Annotated in this window: 14 protein-coding genes; 6 read left to right on the top strand and 8 right to left on the bottom strand. The window is 67.6% G+C overall.

Going from position 1 to position 15271, the window contains the following annotated elements; translation table 11 throughout:
* A partial coding sequence (locus A5709_RS15360) for a GTP-binding protein (protein WP_197520158.1) occupies positions 1-640 on the bottom strand: 640 nt, incomplete at its 3' end.
* On the bottom strand, positions 640-1626 hold the full coding sequence (gene cysD / locus A5709_RS15355) for a sulfate adenylyltransferase subunit CysD (RefSeq protein WP_156768054.1): 987 nt from the start codon (positions 1624-1626) through the stop codon (positions 640-642). The genes A5709_RS15360 and cysD, both read right to left, overlap by 1 nt.
* Positions 1627-1739: 113 nt before the next feature.
* On the opposite strand from cysD, the gene A5709_RS15350 reads away from it, so the two are divergent.
* Positions 1740-2171: a PaaI family thioesterase gene (locus A5709_RS15350; RefSeq protein WP_068120585.1), complete on the top strand. Its 432-nt coding sequence runs from the start codon at positions 1740-1742 to the stop codon at positions 2169-2171.
* Between the two features lie 79 nt (positions 2172-2250).
* On the opposite strand, the gene A5709_RS15345 is transcribed toward A5709_RS15350, so the two are convergent.
* Positions 2251-2742 (bottom strand): carbonic anhydrase, encoded by a 492-nt coding sequence (locus A5709_RS15345; protein ID WP_068120597.1) that lies wholly within the window; start codon positions 2740-2742, stop codon positions 2251-2253.
* A 136-nt stretch (positions 2743-2878) separates the two neighbouring features.
* Here A5709_RS15345 and A5709_RS15340 point away from each other — a divergent pair, with 136 nt between their 5' ends.
* The 4 genes from A5709_RS15340 (at position 2879) to A5709_RS15325 (ending at position 8277) form a co-directional block, all read left to right on the top strand.
* Positions 2879-3856 (top strand): ABC transporter permease, encoded by a 978-nt coding sequence (locus tag A5709_RS15340; protein ID WP_068009782.1) that lies wholly within the window; start codon positions 2879-2881, stop codon positions 3854-3856.
* The gene (locus tag A5709_RS15335) at positions 3853-4779 is read left to right on the top strand and encodes an ABC transporter permease (RefSeq protein ID WP_068120579.1); all 927 of its coding nucleotides are present in this window, start codon (positions 3853-3855) and stop codon (positions 4777-4779) included. The genes A5709_RS15340 and A5709_RS15335 overlap by 4 nt, the downstream gene beginning before the upstream one ends.
* Positions 4776-6614 (top strand): ABC transporter ATP-binding protein, encoded by a 1839-nt coding sequence (locus A5709_RS15330; protein ID WP_068120577.1) that lies wholly within the window; start codon positions 4776-4778, stop codon positions 6612-6614. The genes A5709_RS15335 and A5709_RS15330 overlap by 4 nt, the downstream gene beginning before the upstream one ends.
* 67 nt (positions 6615-6681) lie before the next feature.
* On the top strand, positions 6682-8277 hold the full coding sequence (locus A5709_RS15325; RefSeq protein WP_231986981.1) for an ABC transporter family substrate-binding protein: 1596 nt from the start codon (positions 6682-6684) through the stop codon (positions 8275-8277).
* Here A5709_RS15325 and A5709_RS15320 read toward each other — a convergent pair.
* The 3 genes from A5709_RS15320 to A5709_RS15310 all read right to left on the bottom strand — a co-directional run bounded on the left by A5709_RS15320 (position 8264) and on the right by A5709_RS15310 (position 13373).
* Positions 8264-9505, bottom strand: a complete 1242-nt coding sequence (locus tag A5709_RS15320) for an alpha/beta hydrolase (protein ID WP_068120576.1) — start codon at positions 9503-9505, stop codon at positions 8264-8266. The two genes, A5709_RS15325 and A5709_RS15320, sit on opposite strands and share 14 nt — an antisense overlap.
* A 98-nt stretch (positions 9506-9603) precedes the next feature.
* Positions 9604-12225, bottom strand: a complete 2622-nt coding sequence (locus A5709_RS15315) for an ATP-binding protein (protein WP_068120575.1) — start codon at positions 12223-12225, stop codon at positions 9604-9606.
* Complete coding sequence (locus tag A5709_RS15310; protein WP_068011421.1) at positions 12222-13373, bottom strand: exonuclease SbcCD subunit D; 1152 nt, start codon at positions 13371-13373, stop codon at positions 12222-12224. The genes A5709_RS15315 and A5709_RS15310 overlap by 4 nt, the downstream gene beginning before the upstream one ends.
* Positions 13374-13657: 284 nt before the next feature.
* Between A5709_RS15310 and A5709_RS15305 the strand changes: the two genes are divergently transcribed.
* Positions 13658-14158 carry a histidine phosphatase family protein gene (locus A5709_RS15305; RefSeq protein ID WP_156768053.1) on the top strand — a complete coding sequence of 167 codons (501 nt, stop codon included), beginning with the start codon at positions 13658-13660 and terminating at the stop codon, positions 14156-14158.
* Position 14159: 1 nt separating this feature from the next.
* Here the strand turns inward: A5709_RS15305 and A5709_RS15300 are convergent, their stop codons facing one another.
* Positions 14160-14702, bottom strand: coding sequence for a DUF3558 domain-containing protein (locus A5709_RS15300; RefSeq protein ID WP_067949363.1), 543 nt, complete (start codon positions 14700-14702; stop codon positions 14160-14162).
* Entirely contained in the window at positions 14699-15256 is a 558-nt protein-coding gene (locus tag A5709_RS15295) for a DUF3558 domain-containing protein (RefSeq protein ID WP_066952984.1), read from the bottom strand. Before A5709_RS15295 ends, A5709_RS15300 begins: the two co-directional genes overlap by 4 nt.
* Positions 15257-15271: the final 15 nt, after the last annotated feature.

Here is a 15271-nt window from a genome sequence, read left to right as displayed (position 1 = left end):
TGTAGACCTCCTCCAGGTGCGACAGCAGCGCCGGACCCTCATACCAGGGCGTCTGGTCCGATTTGGTCACCACGTTGTCGCCGTGCAGTGCGGAAAGCGGGATGGTGGCCACGTCGTGCACATCAAGTCGGGCGGCGAAGGCGTGGAATTCGTCCCGGATGGCCTCGAATTTGTCTCTGTCCCAACCGATCAGGTCCATCTTATTGACGGCGAGAACGATGTGCTGGATGCCGAGCAGCGAGGCCAGGAAGGCGTGCCGGCGGGACTGCTCCAGCAGGCCGTGCCGGGCATCGACGAGCACGATCACGAGTTGGGCGGTCGACGCGCCCGTCACCATGTTGCGGGTGTACTGGATGTGGCCCGGGGTGTCGGCGATGATGAATTTCCGCTTGGGAGTGGCGAAATAGCGGTAGGCGACGTCAATCGTGATGCCCTGCTCGCGTTCGGCGCGCAAGCCATCGGTCACCAGGGCCAGGTCGGTGTAATCGTGGCCACGATCCTTGGACGTCTGTTCCACCGCAGCCCACTGGTCCTCCATGACGGCCTTGGAGTCGTAGAGCAGGCGGCCGATCAGGGTGGACTTGCCGTCGTCGACGGAACCCGCGGTGGCGAGGCGAAGCAACGTGGTGGGTGTGGCCATCAGAAGTACCCCTGCCGTTTGCGGTCTTCCATCCCGGCCTCCGAGATCCGGTCGTCGGCCCTGGTCGCGCCGCGTTCGGTCAGCCGGGAAACCGCCGTCTCGGCAATGACCTCCTCCACCGTCGAGGCCTCCGATTCCACGCATCCGGTGCAGGTGACGTCCCCGACGGTGCGGAAACGCACCGTCGCTTCGAACACCGGCTCGTCGTCGCGCGGCTGCATGTGCCGGTCGACCGCCAGCAGCATGCCGTCGCGACGGAACACCTTGCGCCGATGTGCGTAATAGATCGAGGGCAGCCCGATGTTCTCCGCGCCGATGTAGGACCAAATGTCGAACTCGGTCCAGTTCGACAGCGGGAAGGCGCGGATGTGCTCGCCCTTATGGTGCCGACCGTTGTAGAGGTTCCACAGCTCCGGCCGCTGCGCCTTCGGGTCCCATTGGCCGAACTCGTCGCGGAAGCTGAACACCCGCTCCTTGGCGCGGGCCTTCTCCTCGTCACGGCGCGCTCCCCCGAACGCCGCGTCGAACTTGTTCTCCCGGATGGCGCGCAGCAGCGTCACGGTCTGGATCGGGTTGCGACCCTGCTTTGGCTCGACCACGCGCCCGGCGTCGATGTCCTCCTGGACCGAGGCGACCACTAGGCGCACGCCGTGCTCGGCGACCAGCTCGTCACGGGTGGCGATCACCTCGTCGAAGTTGTGGCCGGTGTCGACGTGCATCACGGGGAACGGCAACCGCCCGGGCCGAAACGCCCGCAGCGCCAGGTGCAGCATGACGATGGAGTCCTTGCCCCCCGAGAACAGCAGCACGGGCCGCTCGAACTCGGCCGCCACCTCCCGGATGATGTGGATCGCTTCGGCCTCCAATGAGCGCAGATGGCTCAACTCGTACTGGCCGGCGGTGGGGGCCGCTTTCAGATCGCTGGTCATAGCTTCCTCGGGGTAAACCTGGTTGAATCGGTCATATTTGGCAGCTTTGCCCTCCATAGCATCAGTTCGCGCCGACGGTTGTCAAGTGGGGAGGACGGCCATGGGACGTATCGAGTCAAGACCGGCGGCCACCCTTTTCCGGGCGATGCCTGGTGCGACAGCATGAAGGGATGACCTCTGACCCTGCGCCGGCCGGCCCGAGCGGCCGCGACGTCATCGCGCAATTCCTCCCCCAATCGGCGTTCGTCACGAAGCTGGGCATCGTCGCCGACCAACTGGAGGAGCACGAGGTCAGGCTGCGTCTGCCGTGGGACCCGTCGAACGTCACGATCGGCGACATGGTCCATGGCGGCGCTATCGCCACCCTCGCCGACGTCACCGTGATGGCGGCTGCGTGGTGCGGGGCCGAGGCGCCCCCGGAACTGCGGGGCGTCACCGTGTCGATGTCGTTGGACTTCATGGCCCCCGCCCGGGCCACCGACGTGATCGGGGTCGGCCGGGTGCTGCGGCGCGGCCGGTCGCTGGTCAACTGCGAGGCCGACATCATCGACGCGCAGGGCCAGCTCGTCGCGAAGGCCCTCGCCACCTACAAGGTCGGCTAGTACATCGCCGAACGTGTTCTCAGGGCGCAGAAACGGGCAATTTCTCGCCCTGAGAACACGCTCGGCGAATGGGGCGACGCTAGAGCGTCACTTCCTCGAGCTTGCCCGTGGCGACGTCGAAGACGAACCCGCGAAGCGAGACATGCTTGGTGACGAACGGGCTGCTGTCGATGCGGCGCAGCGACTGCTGGACGTCCTCGCCCACGTCGGGAAACGCCTCGGCCGCCCACGGCGGCTTGAGGCCCGTCTCCTCCTGGATGGCGCGCTTGAAGTCGTCGTCGGTGAACGTCAGCATCCCGCAGTCGGTGTGGTGGATCAGGATGACCTCCCGGGTCCCCAGCAGCCGCTGGCTGATCGCAAGCGAGCGGATGACGTCGTCGGTGGCGACCCCGCCGGCGTTGCGGATGACGTGCGCCTCCCCCTCCTTGAGGCCGAGGAGGCGGTAGACGTCGAGCCGGGCGTCCATACACGCGACCACCGCCACGTGTTTGCTCGGCGGCATCGGCAGCGGGCCATGGAAACCGCTCGCGTATTGGGCGTTGTTCGCCAAGTAGTCATCGGTAACCGTCACGCACGCCTCCTCGGGATATCGCGGCCCGAAAGTAGCAACGAACCACTCGTAATTCACTCATGAGAATCAGCCGGATCACAAGGACGGGGGAGGCTCGTTAACCTGTCCCAATGCGAGGCGGGCGGTGCGGTCGGGGATGATCCGCTTCTTGGCGCGCCGATTGCTGAACTACGTCGTGCTGCTGGCGCTGGCGTCGTTTCTGACGTTCTGCCTGACGTCGGTCGCGTTCCGGCCACTCGACAGCCTGTTGCAGCGCAGTCCTCGGCCGCCGCAGTCGGTGATCGACGCCAAGGCTCACGCACTCAACTTGGACAAGCCGATACCGATCCGCTACGCGCAGTGGGCCTCGCACGCGGTTCGCGGCGACTTCGGCAAGACGATCACCGGACAGCCCGTCGGCGCCACCCTCTGGCGCCGCGTCGGGGTCACCCTGCGGCTCCTGGTCGTCGGGTCGCTGGCCGGCACGGTACTGGGCATCGTGGCCGGGGCCTGGGGAGCCATCCGCCAATACCGACTCAGTGACCGCCTCGTCACCATGGTGGCGCTGCTGGTCCTGAGCACTCCGACGTTCGTCATCGCCAGCCTGCTGATCCTGGCTGCACTGCGAGTGAACTGGGCTTTGGGTGTGCAGTTGTTCGATTACACCGGCGAAACCTCGCCCGGGGTGAGCGGCGGGCTCGGACACCAGTTGGTGGACCGGTTGCGGCATTTGATCCTGCCCACCCTGACCCTGACCTTGGCCGCCGCCGCCGGATACAGCCGCTATCAGCGCAACGCGATGCTCGACGTTCTGGGCCAGGATTTCATTCGCACCGCGCGCGCCAAAGGGCTTACCCGCCGGCGCGCGTTGGTCAAACACGGGCTGCGTACGGCGCTGATACCGTTGGCCACCCTGTTCGCCTATGGGGTGGCCGGGCTGGTCACCGGTGCGGTGTTCGTCGAAAAGATCTTCGGCTGGCATGGCATGGGTGAATGGCTGGTGCAGGGCATCGCCACACAGGACACTTACATAATCGCCGCGATCACACTGTTCTCGGGCACGGTGGTGCTGCTGGCCGGGCTACTCTCCGACGTCTTCTACGCCGCTCTCGATCCGAGGGTGCGGGTGTCATGACAACCGAGCCCAAAGTGGAAGGCGCTCAGGGACTCTCGGACCCGAAGGCATCGCGATTCACCTCGCGCCGGACCCTCGTGCTACGCAGGTTCGTTCGCAACCGATTGGCCGTCGTGTCGCTGACGCTGCTGGTGCTGCTCTTCGTCGGCTGCTACACGCTGCCTGCGGTGCTGCCGTATTCCTATGACGACCTCGACTTCGAGGCCCTGCTGCGACCACCGAACGGCCGGCACTGGTTGGGCACCAACGCACTCGGTCAGGACTTGCTGGCGCAAATCCTCCGCGGCATGCAGAAGTCAATGCTGATCGGTGTCTGCGTGGCGGTCATCTCAACCGGCATCGCCGCCACCGTCGGTTCGATCGCCGGCTATTTCGGCGGCTGGCGCGACCGCGCGCTGATGTGGCTGGTCGACCTGCTGCTGGTGGTGCCCAGCTTCATCCTCATCGCGATTGTCACACCGCGAACCAAGAGCTCGGCCAACATCCTGATGCTCGTCTTGCTGCTGGCCGGATTCGGCTGGATGATCAGCTCGCGCATGGTGCGCGGCATGACCATGAGTCTGCGTGAACGCGAATTCATCAGGGCCGCAAGGTACATGGGGGTGTCCAGCCGAGGGATCATCCTCGGCCACGTGGTACCGAACGTGGCCTCCATCTTGATCATCGACGCCGCCCTCAACGTCGCCTCGGCCATCCTGGCCGAGACCGGGCTCAGCTTTCTCGGTTTCGGCATTCAGCCGCCCGACGTGTCACTGGGCACGCTGATCGCCAATGGCACCCAGTCCGCGACCACCTTCCCCTGGGTGTTCCTGTTTCCGGCGGGCGTGTTGGTGTTGATCCTGGTGTGCGCCAACGTGACCGGCGACGGCCTGCGCGACGCGCTGGATCCCGGCAGCGGCATGCTGCGAGGTGGCGCCCGGTGAGCGCGCTGCTCGAGGTGAGCGACTTGGCCGTCACCTTTCCGACGGACGGCCAACCGGTGACCGCGGTGCGCGGCATCAGTTACAGCATCGCCCCGGGTGAGGTTGTGGCGATGGTCGGCGAATCGGGCTCGGGCAAGTCCGTTTCGGCGATGGCGGTGATGGGCCTGCTGCCGGAATACGCGCGGGTGCGAGGCTCGGTGCGGTTGCACGACACCGAGTTGCTGGGCCTCGGGGACGAGGCGATGTCGCGGTTTCGCGGCAAGACGGTCGGCATGGTGTTCCAGGACCCGATGTCCGCGCTGACGCCCGTCTACACCGTCGGCGACCAGATCGCCGAGGCGATCGCGATTCACCAGCCGCACGTGGGCAAGAACGCAGCCCGCCGGCGCGCCGTGGAGCTGCTCGAGTTGGTCGGTATCGCGCAGCCGGAACGCCGCGCCCGGGCGTTTCCGCACGAGCTGTCCGGCGGCGAGCGACAGCGGGTGGTCATCGCGATCGCGATCGCCAACGACCCGGATCTGCTGATCTGTGACGAACCCACCACCGCGCTGGACGTCACCGTGCAGGCGCAGATCCTCGAGGTGCTCAAGACGGCGCGCGACGTCACCGGCGCGGGGGTGCTGATCATCACCCACGACCTGGGCGTGGTCGCCGAGTTCGCCGACCGGGCGTTGGTGATGTACGCCGGCCGGGTCGTCGAATCCGCCGGGGTGCACGACCTTTACCGCGCTCGCCGAATGCCCTACACCGTTGGGCTATTGGGCTCCGTTCCCCGGCTGGACGCCGCCCAGGGCACTCGGCTGGTCCCAATCCCCGGCGCGCCCCCGTCGCTGGTAGGCCTGGAGCCCGGCTGCCCCTTCGCGCCGCGCTGCCCCCTGGTCATCGACGAATGCCGCGCGGACGAACCGGAGTTGCTCCCGGTCGGGGTGGATCACCGCGCGGCCTGCATCCGCACCGACCGGGTCAACGGGCGCAGCGCCGCTGACATCTACGGGGTCAATACGGAAGCCCCCCGAATCGAATCCGGTGACTCGACGGTCGTCGTGCGCGTGCGCGATCTGGTCAAGACGTACCGGCTGACGAAGGGCGTGTTGTTGCGCCGCACGGTCGGTGAGGTCCGCGCGGTCGACGGTGTCAGTTTCGAGCTGCGCCAGGGCCGCACGCTGGGCATCGTCGGCGAGTCCGGCTCCGGCAAGTCGACCACCCTGCACGAGATCCTGGAGCTCGTTGCGCCGCAATCGGGCTCGATCGAAGTGCTCGGTAGCGATGTCGCCACCCTGAGCGCCTCCCGCCGGCGATCGTTGCGACGCGACCTTCAGGTGGTGTTCCAGGATCCGGTGGCCGCGCTGGACCCCCGCCTACCGGTGTTCGACCTGATCGCCGAACCGTTGCTGGCCAACGGCTTCGACAACGACCAGACCAACGCGCGCGTCGCAGAGCTGCTCGACATCGTGGGGTTGCGCCGGGCCGACGCCGCACGCTATCCGGCCGAGTTCTCCGGCGGGCAGAAGCAGCGCATCGGCATCGCCCGGGCGCTGGCATTGCAACCGAAGATCCTGGCGCTCGACGAGCCGGTGTCCGCTCTCGACGTCTCCATCCAGGCCGGCATCATCAACCTGCTGCTCGACCTGCAGGAGCGGTTCGGCCTGTCGTATCTGTTTGTGTCCCATGACCTTTCGGTGGTCAAACACCTTGCTCACCAGGTGGTGGTGATGTATGCCGGTGCGATCGTGGAGCAGGGCGACAGCCGGCAGGTGTTCGGCGATCCGCAGCACGAATACACCCGGCGGCTTCTGGGCGCCGTGCCACAACCGGATCCGGGCAACCGTGTCTAGGCGGGCCGCGACGGCGGTTCTCGTTGTGGCGCTTACGCTCTCCGGCTGCTCACCGGCCATCAACGTCATGCCGGAAACCGGACATAACGCCGCCGAGATCGGCACGACCAGCGATATCAACCCCCAGGACCCCGCCACCTTGCGGGACGGCGGCAGCCTGCGGCTGGCGCTCAGCGACTTTCCGCCCAACTTCAACATCCTGCACATCGACGGCAATTCGGCGGAAGTGGCCGCCATGATGAAGGCCACGTTGCCACGGGCATTCATCATCGGCGCCGACGGCTCGACCACGGTCGACACCGACTACTTCACCAGCGTCGAACTCACCGGCACCGCACCGCAGGTGGTGACTTACACGATCAACCCGAAGGCGGTGTGGTCCGACGGCACCCCGATCACGTGGGAAGACATCGCCAGCCAAATCCACGCGCTGAGCGGAGCGGACAAGACGTTCGAGATCGCGGGACCCGGCGGAGCCGACCGGGTCGCGTCGGTCACCCGGGGTGTCGACGACCGGCAGGCCGTCATGACCTTCGCCAAACCGTATGCTGAGTGGCGCGGCATGTTCGCCGGCAACGGCATGTTGCTGCCCAAGAGCGTCACGGCCACGCCGGAGGCGTTCAACAAGGGCCAACTCGATGGGCCCGGCCCGTCTGCCGGCCCCTTCATCGTCACGTCGCTGGACCGCACCACCCAACGGATCGTGTTATCCCGCAACCCGAAATGGTGGGGCGCCCGTCCCCGCCTGGACAACATCACCTACCTGGTGCTGGATGACGCCGCGCGGCTGCCCGCACTGCAGAACAACACCATCGACGCGTCGGGCGTCGGTACGGTCGACCAGCTGACCATCGCGCAGCGCACGAAGGGAATCTCGATCCGGCGGGCCCCGGCCCCCGCGTGGTCGCACTTCACGTTCAACGGGGCGCCCGGATCGATCCTGGCCGACAGGGCGCTGCGCCTCGCCGTAGCCAAGGGCATCGACCGGCGCACCATCGCCAAGGTCGTCCAATACGGCCTCACCAGCGATCCGGTGGCGCTGGGCAACCACATCTATGTCGCGGGGCAGAAGGGCTACCAGGACAACAGCGCCGTCCTCCCGTACGACCCGGACGCGGCCAAGCGGGAGCTCGACGCCTTGGGCTGGAAGCTCAACGGCCAATTCCGCGAGAAGGACGGCCGCCCGCTGGTCATCCGCGACCTGTTCTACGACGCCCAGGGCAGCCGCCAGTTCGCCCAGATCGCGCAGCACAGTCTCGCCCAGATCGGCGTCAAGCTCGACCTCGTCGCCAGAGCCGGCAGCGGGTTCTTCACCAACTACATCAACGTCGGGGATTTCGACATCGCCCAATTCAGTTGGCTCGGCGATGCGTTCCCGCTGTCGGCGCTGACCCAGATCTACCTATCCGGCGGCGAGAGCAACTTCGGCAAGATCGGCAGCCCGCAAATCGACGCGGCTATCGAGCGGACCCTCGAAGAGCTCGACCCCGGCAAGGCGCAGGAGTTGGCCAACGATCTCGACAAACTCATCTGGGCCGAGGGGTTCAGCCTGCCGCTGACGCAATCGCCGGGCGATGTCGCGGTGCGCAGCACGCTGGCCAATTTCGGCGCCGCCGGGCTCGGCGACCTGCGCTACACCGCCATCGGGTTCATGCGCGGCTGACCCGCCGCAGCGGCGCCGGGATCGGCAGGAGGCCCTCCACCGCGGCCGCCACCCCGATCGCCTTCCACAGCAGGCGCAGCTCGGGGCGCGGCGGAAGCGCGTCGAGCGCCTGGGCTTTCGCGGCGAGCCCGTCGAATTCGCCGCGCGACACCGCCTGGGCGATCGCGATCGCGGCGGGCTCGCGGAAGTCCAGCGCGCTGTGCGCCATGGTGGGCAGCTTCAACAGCACCGCGTGAGGCAGCAGTGCGGCGACGCGCTCGGCGACCGCCGGCGGCGTGATGAGGTCGCGGCCCCCGGAAACCACCGCGGTGGGCCACCCGAAGTGGGGCATCTCGGCCACCAGGTCATAGGGCTCGTCCTCGAAAGTCGCCGTCTGCGTGCGCGCCTCGCGTTCCGCCACGGCCGGGTCCAGCGGAAGCCCGTCGGGTTCGGCGGCGTAGTTGAGTTCGCGGAACGCGATGCGGCTCACCAGGTCTTCCTCGTAGCGATATGGCAGGTTGCTCAGGGTGGTGAACCGGGACATGACCCACCACAACAGCTTTCGGCCATTCAGCAGCAGGTCGAGTTCACGCTCGAGCAGGTCGGCGCCGCCATAGCCGTAGATCGTCGCCACGACTTGGGTATTCGCCGCGGTCATCACTCCGGCGTCGACGAGCTTGCGCATCTTGGGCGCCAGCGCCGCGGTTTCAGGGCTATCGCCCCTGAGCAGCAGCCGACGGATCGCGCGGCGCACGATCACGATGTCATGCCGCGACAGCAGCGGAGAATCGAGGATCATCGCCCGCACCCGGCCGGGATGGCGCACACCGAACCCGGAGGCGATGTAGGTGCCATACGACGCGCCGTAGATGACGGCCGATTCGACGTGGGCGTCGTCGAGCACGGCGGCGATGTCGTCGACGACCTGGTTCACGGTGATCGCTTCGGGGGGCAGGTCCGCGCCCGAGTCGTCGTGGCGCGACATACCCACCCCGCGGTGTTCGATCATGATGACGTCCAGGCCGGCCGCGGCCGCACGGCGCCGCAGGCCCTTGTACATCTGCACCGACGCCACACCGGGACCGCCCGGAATGATGACCAGCGGGTGCGCCGACTTCCGGCCGGTGCGCACGTAGTACAGATCGAACTCTTCGCTGGTCTCCGGCGAGATCGGCCGACGCACGGGTCGCACACCCGGTAACGCCGCGAGCTTCTCCTGAACCCGGCGCCGTTTGGCATTCATCGTCATCGGTGTCGGCCCGCCATGGTCCCATTCTGCCGGGACGGCCGGCGGGCACCGTCGCAGCGGTCCACAGCCGGCGTTCGAGGCAGCTCAGCGGGTTGGCGCTAGGCGCTGAGATCGATGCGGTGCGCGCCCTTGACGCCGTCATACCGGTCGGGACTGCAGGTGAGCACGATCACCTGACCGTGCGTGCCCACCGTGTCGAAGACCTCGCCCATCTTCGCCAGCCGGTCGGGATCGGTGAACCCCAGCGCGTCGTCGACCACCACCGGAACGGCGTCTTCCTTGGCGACCAGGGCGGCGCCGGCCAGTCGCGCCAGGATGCCGAGCTGCTCCTTGGCACCGCCCGAGAGGGATTCGTAGGGCACCGTGACGCCGTCGAGCGTGCGGCTACGGATGCACAGGTCGCTGTCGATGTCGACCTCGAACGTGGGCCCGAACACCGGCCGGCCGAGCCGCTCCAGTTCCGCCCGGTAGGGCTCGACGTACCGCTGCCGAGTGGTGTCGCGGTGGCGCGTCATGACCGATCGCAACAGCCGCGCCGCACGGGCCCGGCCGCCGACCCGGATGTGCTCGCTGGCGGCGTGTTCCCGTTCGGTTTCCGCGGCGTCGAGCTTGCCCTGGCGTCCCTCGCTGCCGAACACCGAGAGTTCGATGGTGATCTCGCGCAATGCGCGCGCCGCCTCTTCGTAGCGTTCGCGCAGTTCCTCGGCTCCCTTTGTAGCAGAGGCTAATTCGCTGTGCACCGCATCCGGATTCGCCGCCGCGAGCCCGGCGGCGAGCTCGGCGTGCCGATGTTCGGCGGCCCGCGCCGCTTGCAGCGCCGCGTCCGCCGAGGCCGCGAGTTCGTCATCGCCGGCCGACGCCCGCTCCCGGGCCAGCCTGTCGGTGGCGGCGTCGAGCTCGCCGCGTTGCGTCTCCAAGTTGTTGCGGAGAACCGTTGCGCGGGTCGCCAACTCGGTGAGCCGGGCGGATTCGGCGGTGGCGGTCCGACGGCGGTCGTCGCACTCCGCCATCGCGACCAGGTGAGCCTTCTCGAGTGCATCGAGTTCGTCCCGGGCCGCGCCGATGTCCGCCACGGGGAGACCGGCCTGGGCCGGCTGCCCGGCGCGCAGCTCTGCGAGTCGCGTGCGTAGCTGGTCGATCTCCTGGTCACCGCACAGGCCGGCCAGCGTTGCGCTCAGCTGGTCGCGGCTGCCCTGCAGTTCGCGGCGATGCTGATCGGCGGATCGAGCGGCGGCGAGATCGGCCACTCGGGCAGCGGATAACGCGGCGGCCAATTCTTCTTGCGCGGCAGTGTGTTTCGCTTGGACATCGAGCGCCGTCGCGCCCGGACTGATCCGCGCGGTCAGCACGCCGGGGACTTGGACCGAGGTGGGTCCGGTGGTCGTGATGGACCAGGTTTGACCCGCGGCCAAAGACACTCGTTGCTCACCGATGGTGAGCTCGATGTCCGCGGCGGCGGTGAACTCGACCGCGGCGGACGTCGACGCCAACTGGTCGCCGATGCGATCGGCCGCGGCGGCGGCGTTCTCGATTCGCCGCAGCAACTGCTCGGTGATGGCGATCTCGCTGAGTGCCGCACACACTTGATCGCGGTCCCGCAGGATGGCCTCGATCTTGGCCACTCGGGCGCTCAACCGGTCGGCTTCTTCGCGGTCGGCTTGCTGAGCGACGGCGCGCCGGGCGGATTCGACGCGGGACTGCAGGCCGACAAGCGCCGCGGCGGCATTCTCGGCTGCGGCGTCGGCGGCCTCGGCCCCGGCGCGCGCCGTGTCGCACGCGTCGGCGGCGGCCTGCGCTTCGGCCTCGGCGGTAGCGACAACGGTTGTGCGGGTGCTGATTTCGGCGAGCAGTTGCAGCCGTGAGTGGTGGGCGGTTGTCGCGGCGGCGCTCGTCGCCGCCGCTGCGGCCGCGATCAACTCGGCCTCGCGCGCCTGACTGGTGAGTTCGTCGATCTTTTCCGCGGCCTCTTGCGCCGCGGCGAGCCGGGGGCGGCCGGCGATGCGCTGCTGCGACAACTCCGCGACGCGTTCGGTGAGGACGGCATGGCGACACACCCGCTCGTCGACCTCGGCGACCGCCGCCGCGTACTCGGCGACCGCGGCTTCTGCGTCGGCCAGTCGCGTGATCGCCGCGGCCCATTCGCCCGTCGGACGCCCGGTGGCGGTGAAATAGCGTGCGTATTCGGCGTCGATCCGCTCGATGAGCAGTGGCTCGGTGCCCGACAGGGCCCCGGAGTCGCCTGCCGCGACATCGAGCGCGCGCGAGAGCGCGTCGCAGCCCGACAGGTCCACCGCCGCGGTCGACGCGGACTGCAGCACCCGCTGGGCATGCCACAGGTCGCTGTCCACCGTCTCGGCCAGCATCGCGCGGACGCGTTCGTGCGCCTCGTCGCCGGTGAGCTGCTCGCGGTGCGGGGCCTGAATCGTCAGCTCGGTTTCACATTTCTTGTGGAACCGCTTCCGGTAGATGAATCGATAAGGGCCACAGCTCAATTCGGCGCTCACCTCGGAGCCGACATCACTGTTGGTGGGTTTGACCTGCTTGACTTCCTTTTTCGTCGAGCGGTCCCTGGACTCCAGCAGTAGGTCCAGGGCCTCGACCATCGACGACTTGCCGATCTCGTTGGCGCCACACACCACGACGACGCCATGGTCGGGGAACTCGATCTCCCGATGCGTGATACCGCGGTAATTCGTCAGGGTCAGGCGGTGCAACTTCACGCGGCGCCCCGATCGGTGAGGCGCAGTAACAGCGCCAGCGCGGCCTGCGCGTCGACGGCCGTGTCGCAGTCACCCTCGCGCGCGGTTGCCACCAGCTCGTCCACCGCCGCCGCGGCGAATCCCCCGATACCGAGGTCGCTGAATTCGCCGTCGGCCGGGATGACCGCCAGGTCGGTGCGGCGTTCCCACAGGCCGAGCCAGGCGTACAACCGCGCGTACTTGTCCAGGCAGGCATCCAGCGCCGCGCGGTCGGTCACCGTCAGCGATCCGGTGAGCGCCAACCGCACCACGGTGCGGTCCTTTTCGGCCATCAAGTCCAAGTTGACGTCGAGGTCGGCGATGTCGCGGCGAGTGTCGACCTGTCGGTGCATGGTGACGAACCGCCAGCGGCCGACATGCCGCGAGTCCACCGTGACGGCGCGGCGCGGATCGGCTTCGTCGATCTCGACGATGAGGACATGCCCCGGGTCGGATTCCACATCGTCGAAGTTGGTGACCTCCGGCGCACCGGAGTACCAGACCCGGCCGCTGTTGCCGACGTGCGTGCGGGAATGCTTGTCGCCCAGTGCCACATAGTGCACCGTGCCGTTCGCCAGGGCATCGTCGAGCGCGGCGAGCCGGATCAGGGAAGGCTTGTCGCGATCGGGGTCCAGCACGTCGACCCCGCCGTGGGCGACCAGGATTCGGGTGACCGGTTCCGGGGTCAGGTCGTCAAGGACTTCCGCGACCAGGTCGGTGGTCGGGGCCTTGGATCGCCAAGGCGCGGCCACGATCTCGAGCCCGGGCCTGACCTGGTGCACGCCGGCCCGGTCGAGCACCACCACGTTGTCGGGGCGTTCGGCGGTGAAGAGTGCGCTGGTGTAGACCGAGGACGCGTCCAGCGGGTCGTGGTTGCCCGGCAGCAGGTAGACGGGAATCCCGATCGCGCGCATGGCTTCCAGGGACTGCCCGACAACCCGCGGGGGAAGCTGATTGTGTTCGAAGACATCACCGCTCACCACGACGAACTCGGCACCCACCTCCGCCGCCAGCGCCCCCAAACCGGCCACCGCATCCCGCCGGGCCGCGGAGTATCGCGGCTGGGCGTCGCCGGCGAGGAAGTGCCGGGTCATGCCGAGCTGCCAGTCCGCGGTGTGCAGGAATCGCATGGCGGTGGCCCCCTTTCGAACTGCGTGGTTACCAGGGCATTGCGAGCTTAAGTCCGCGCACCGACAAGACGCGGGACCTCGCCCGGCAGGTCTCCGAGCGGGTGCTTTGCGATTCTTTGGGCGCCGCGATTGCGAGTTTCGCGAGCACGGGCGAAAGGTCTAGCGCGAGTGTGCGTCTGTGGCGGTTTCAGGGGCCCCGCACCAACAACTTCCACCACCGGAGAAAAGCTTTTGCCTGACGGCGACGATGACGACGACGCGGCATAGGGGTTAGCGTGGCTTCCGTGAAAGACCAGCGCACGTTGCTGTTGATGCGCCACGCGAAATCCGACTACCCACCGGGGGTTGCGGACCACGACCGGCCGCTGGCGCCCCGCGGGATCCGAGAAGCCGGACTCGCCGGTGATTGGCTGCGCGCCAACGTGCCGGCGATCGACGCCGTGCTGTGCTCCACCGCGACACGTACCCGGCAGACGTTGGCCAACACGCGCATCGGTGCCCCGGTGCGGTACAGCGACCGGCTCTACGGCGCCACGCCCGGGACCATGATCGAGGAGATCAACACGGTCGGCGAGGAAGTCGAAACTCTGCTCGTCGTCGGTCACGAACCGACGATGTCCGCGGTGGCCCTCGGCCTGGCTGGCAGTGGCACCGATACCGCTGCGGCCGAACGAATTTCGGTCAAGTTCCCGACGTCCGCGATCGCCGTGCTGACGGTCACGTCCGGATGGGGAGACCTCGAACTCGGTAACGCGCAGTTGACCGGGTTCGAGGTGCCGCGCTGAGCTACGAGTTCGTGGCCAGCGTGAGTTCCATCAGCTTGAGGGCCTGACCGCAGGCGTCGATGCCGGGCGCCTGGGGGTTGACCCACCAGCCGACCACTCCGGCCGCGTCGCTGGCCACTCCGCACGCGCCGTTCGGGTCATCCGGGCGCATCACGATCGAATCGATTCCCGCGATGTTGCGCGTCTCGACCTTGTACTTTAGGAAGTCGGCGACCTTGCGTTCGTTGCTCAAGCTGCCCTGCTCGAACCAGAACCGGGTGATGTCGATCAGCCCGGCCGGGTTGGCGGCCTGCCACCGGCAGATCGCGCCGACGAACGTGCTCTGGATGTCGAGCGGGTCGGCACCCACGGTCTTGGCCAGGATGTCGCTGGTCAGCACCTCACACTCCTTGAGCAGGTTTGGATACTGCTGCTGGGAGTTGTTGTTGCGGGTGGGGCCGCCCGCCTTCACGGCGTTGCCGGCGACGGACCTCGAACATCCGGTCAATACCAGTAAGGCCGCGATCAAGACGGCTACCACGGCGCGGACGCTTCTTCTGGTCATTTGGAGTTCGCAATCGACTGACGCGCCAATTCTTTGGCTATGTCGCACGGCGGGGGGAACGGCTTTTGGCTGAAGCTGATCGACCACTCGATGAAGTCGTCCTGAAATTGGATGCCCACCTCGCAGAGCGAGTCGCCCAGGTTCGGCTCGTTTCCAATCGCGATGAAGCCGCCGTGTCCGTTGATGTTGATGTCATCGACGCTGGCGCGCGACAGCTCCTCGGTCTTGCGCTCACGTCCGATCGGGCTGCCGCGATACCAGGAGAAGGAGAAGTGCGGACCGAGGATGCCGCCACCCGCCAGCCATTGGCAGCCGACGGAGTTTCGTGCGGTGTTGATCAGCCCGGTTACCTTGGTCAGCTCGGCCACCGTCTGATCGCTGATGCCGCCGCACTGGGGAAACATCGGCCCGTGGTGGCCCTCCGAATTCCCCGGCGCTGTCGACGACGTCGCGCCCGGTTTGTTGCCCCCCGAATCGGAGCACGCCGCAACCGCGGGGACCAGGATCGCCAAGGCTAACGCCGCACCGGCCAGCGCCCTCGAGTTACGCCGCACCGCTACCCTGCTTCT

The sequence above is a fragment of the Mycobacterium sp. E1386 genome, from assembly GCF_001672745.1.
Taxonomy (GTDB): Bacteria; Actinomycetota; Actinomycetes; order Mycobacteriales; family Mycobacteriaceae; genus Mycobacterium.
The sequence above is the reverse complement of the archived record's forward strand: the minus strand, read 5'-3'. Positions and strand labels throughout refer to the sequence as shown.

Excerpts from the sequence above, each read along its gene's own strand:
- cysD (WP_156768054.1), bottom strand. The coding sequence starts at position 1,626 with ATGGAGGGCAAAGCTGCCAAATATGACCGATTCAACCAGGTTTACCCC.
- A5709_RS15350 (WP_068120585.1), top strand. The coding sequence starts at position 1,740 with ATGACCTCTGACCCTGCGCCGGCCGGCCCGAGCGGCCGCGACGTCATC.
- A5709_RS15340 (WP_068009782.1), top strand. The coding sequence starts at position 2,879 with ATGATCCGCTTCTTGGCGCGCCGATTGCTGAACTACGTCGTGCTGCTG.
- A5709_RS15335 (WP_068120579.1), top strand. The coding sequence starts at position 3,853 with ATGACAACCGAGCCCAAAGTGGAAGGCGCTCAGGGACTCTCGGACCCG.
- A5709_RS15325 (WP_231986981.1), top strand. The coding sequence starts at position 6,682 with ATGCCGGAAACCGGACATAACGCCGCCGAGATCGGCACGACCAGCGAT.
- A5709_RS15320 (WP_068120576.1), bottom strand. The coding sequence starts at position 9,505 with ATGACGATGAATGCCAAACGGCGCCGGGTTCAGGAGAAGCTCGCGGCG.
- A5709_RS15310 (WP_068011421.1), bottom strand. The coding sequence starts at position 13,373 with ATGCGATTCCTGCACACCGCGGACTGGCAGCTCGGCATGACCCGGCAC.
- A5709_RS15300 (WP_067949363.1), bottom strand. The coding sequence starts at position 14,702 with ATGACCAGAAGAAGCGTCCGCGCCGTGGTAGCCGTCTTGATCGCGGCC.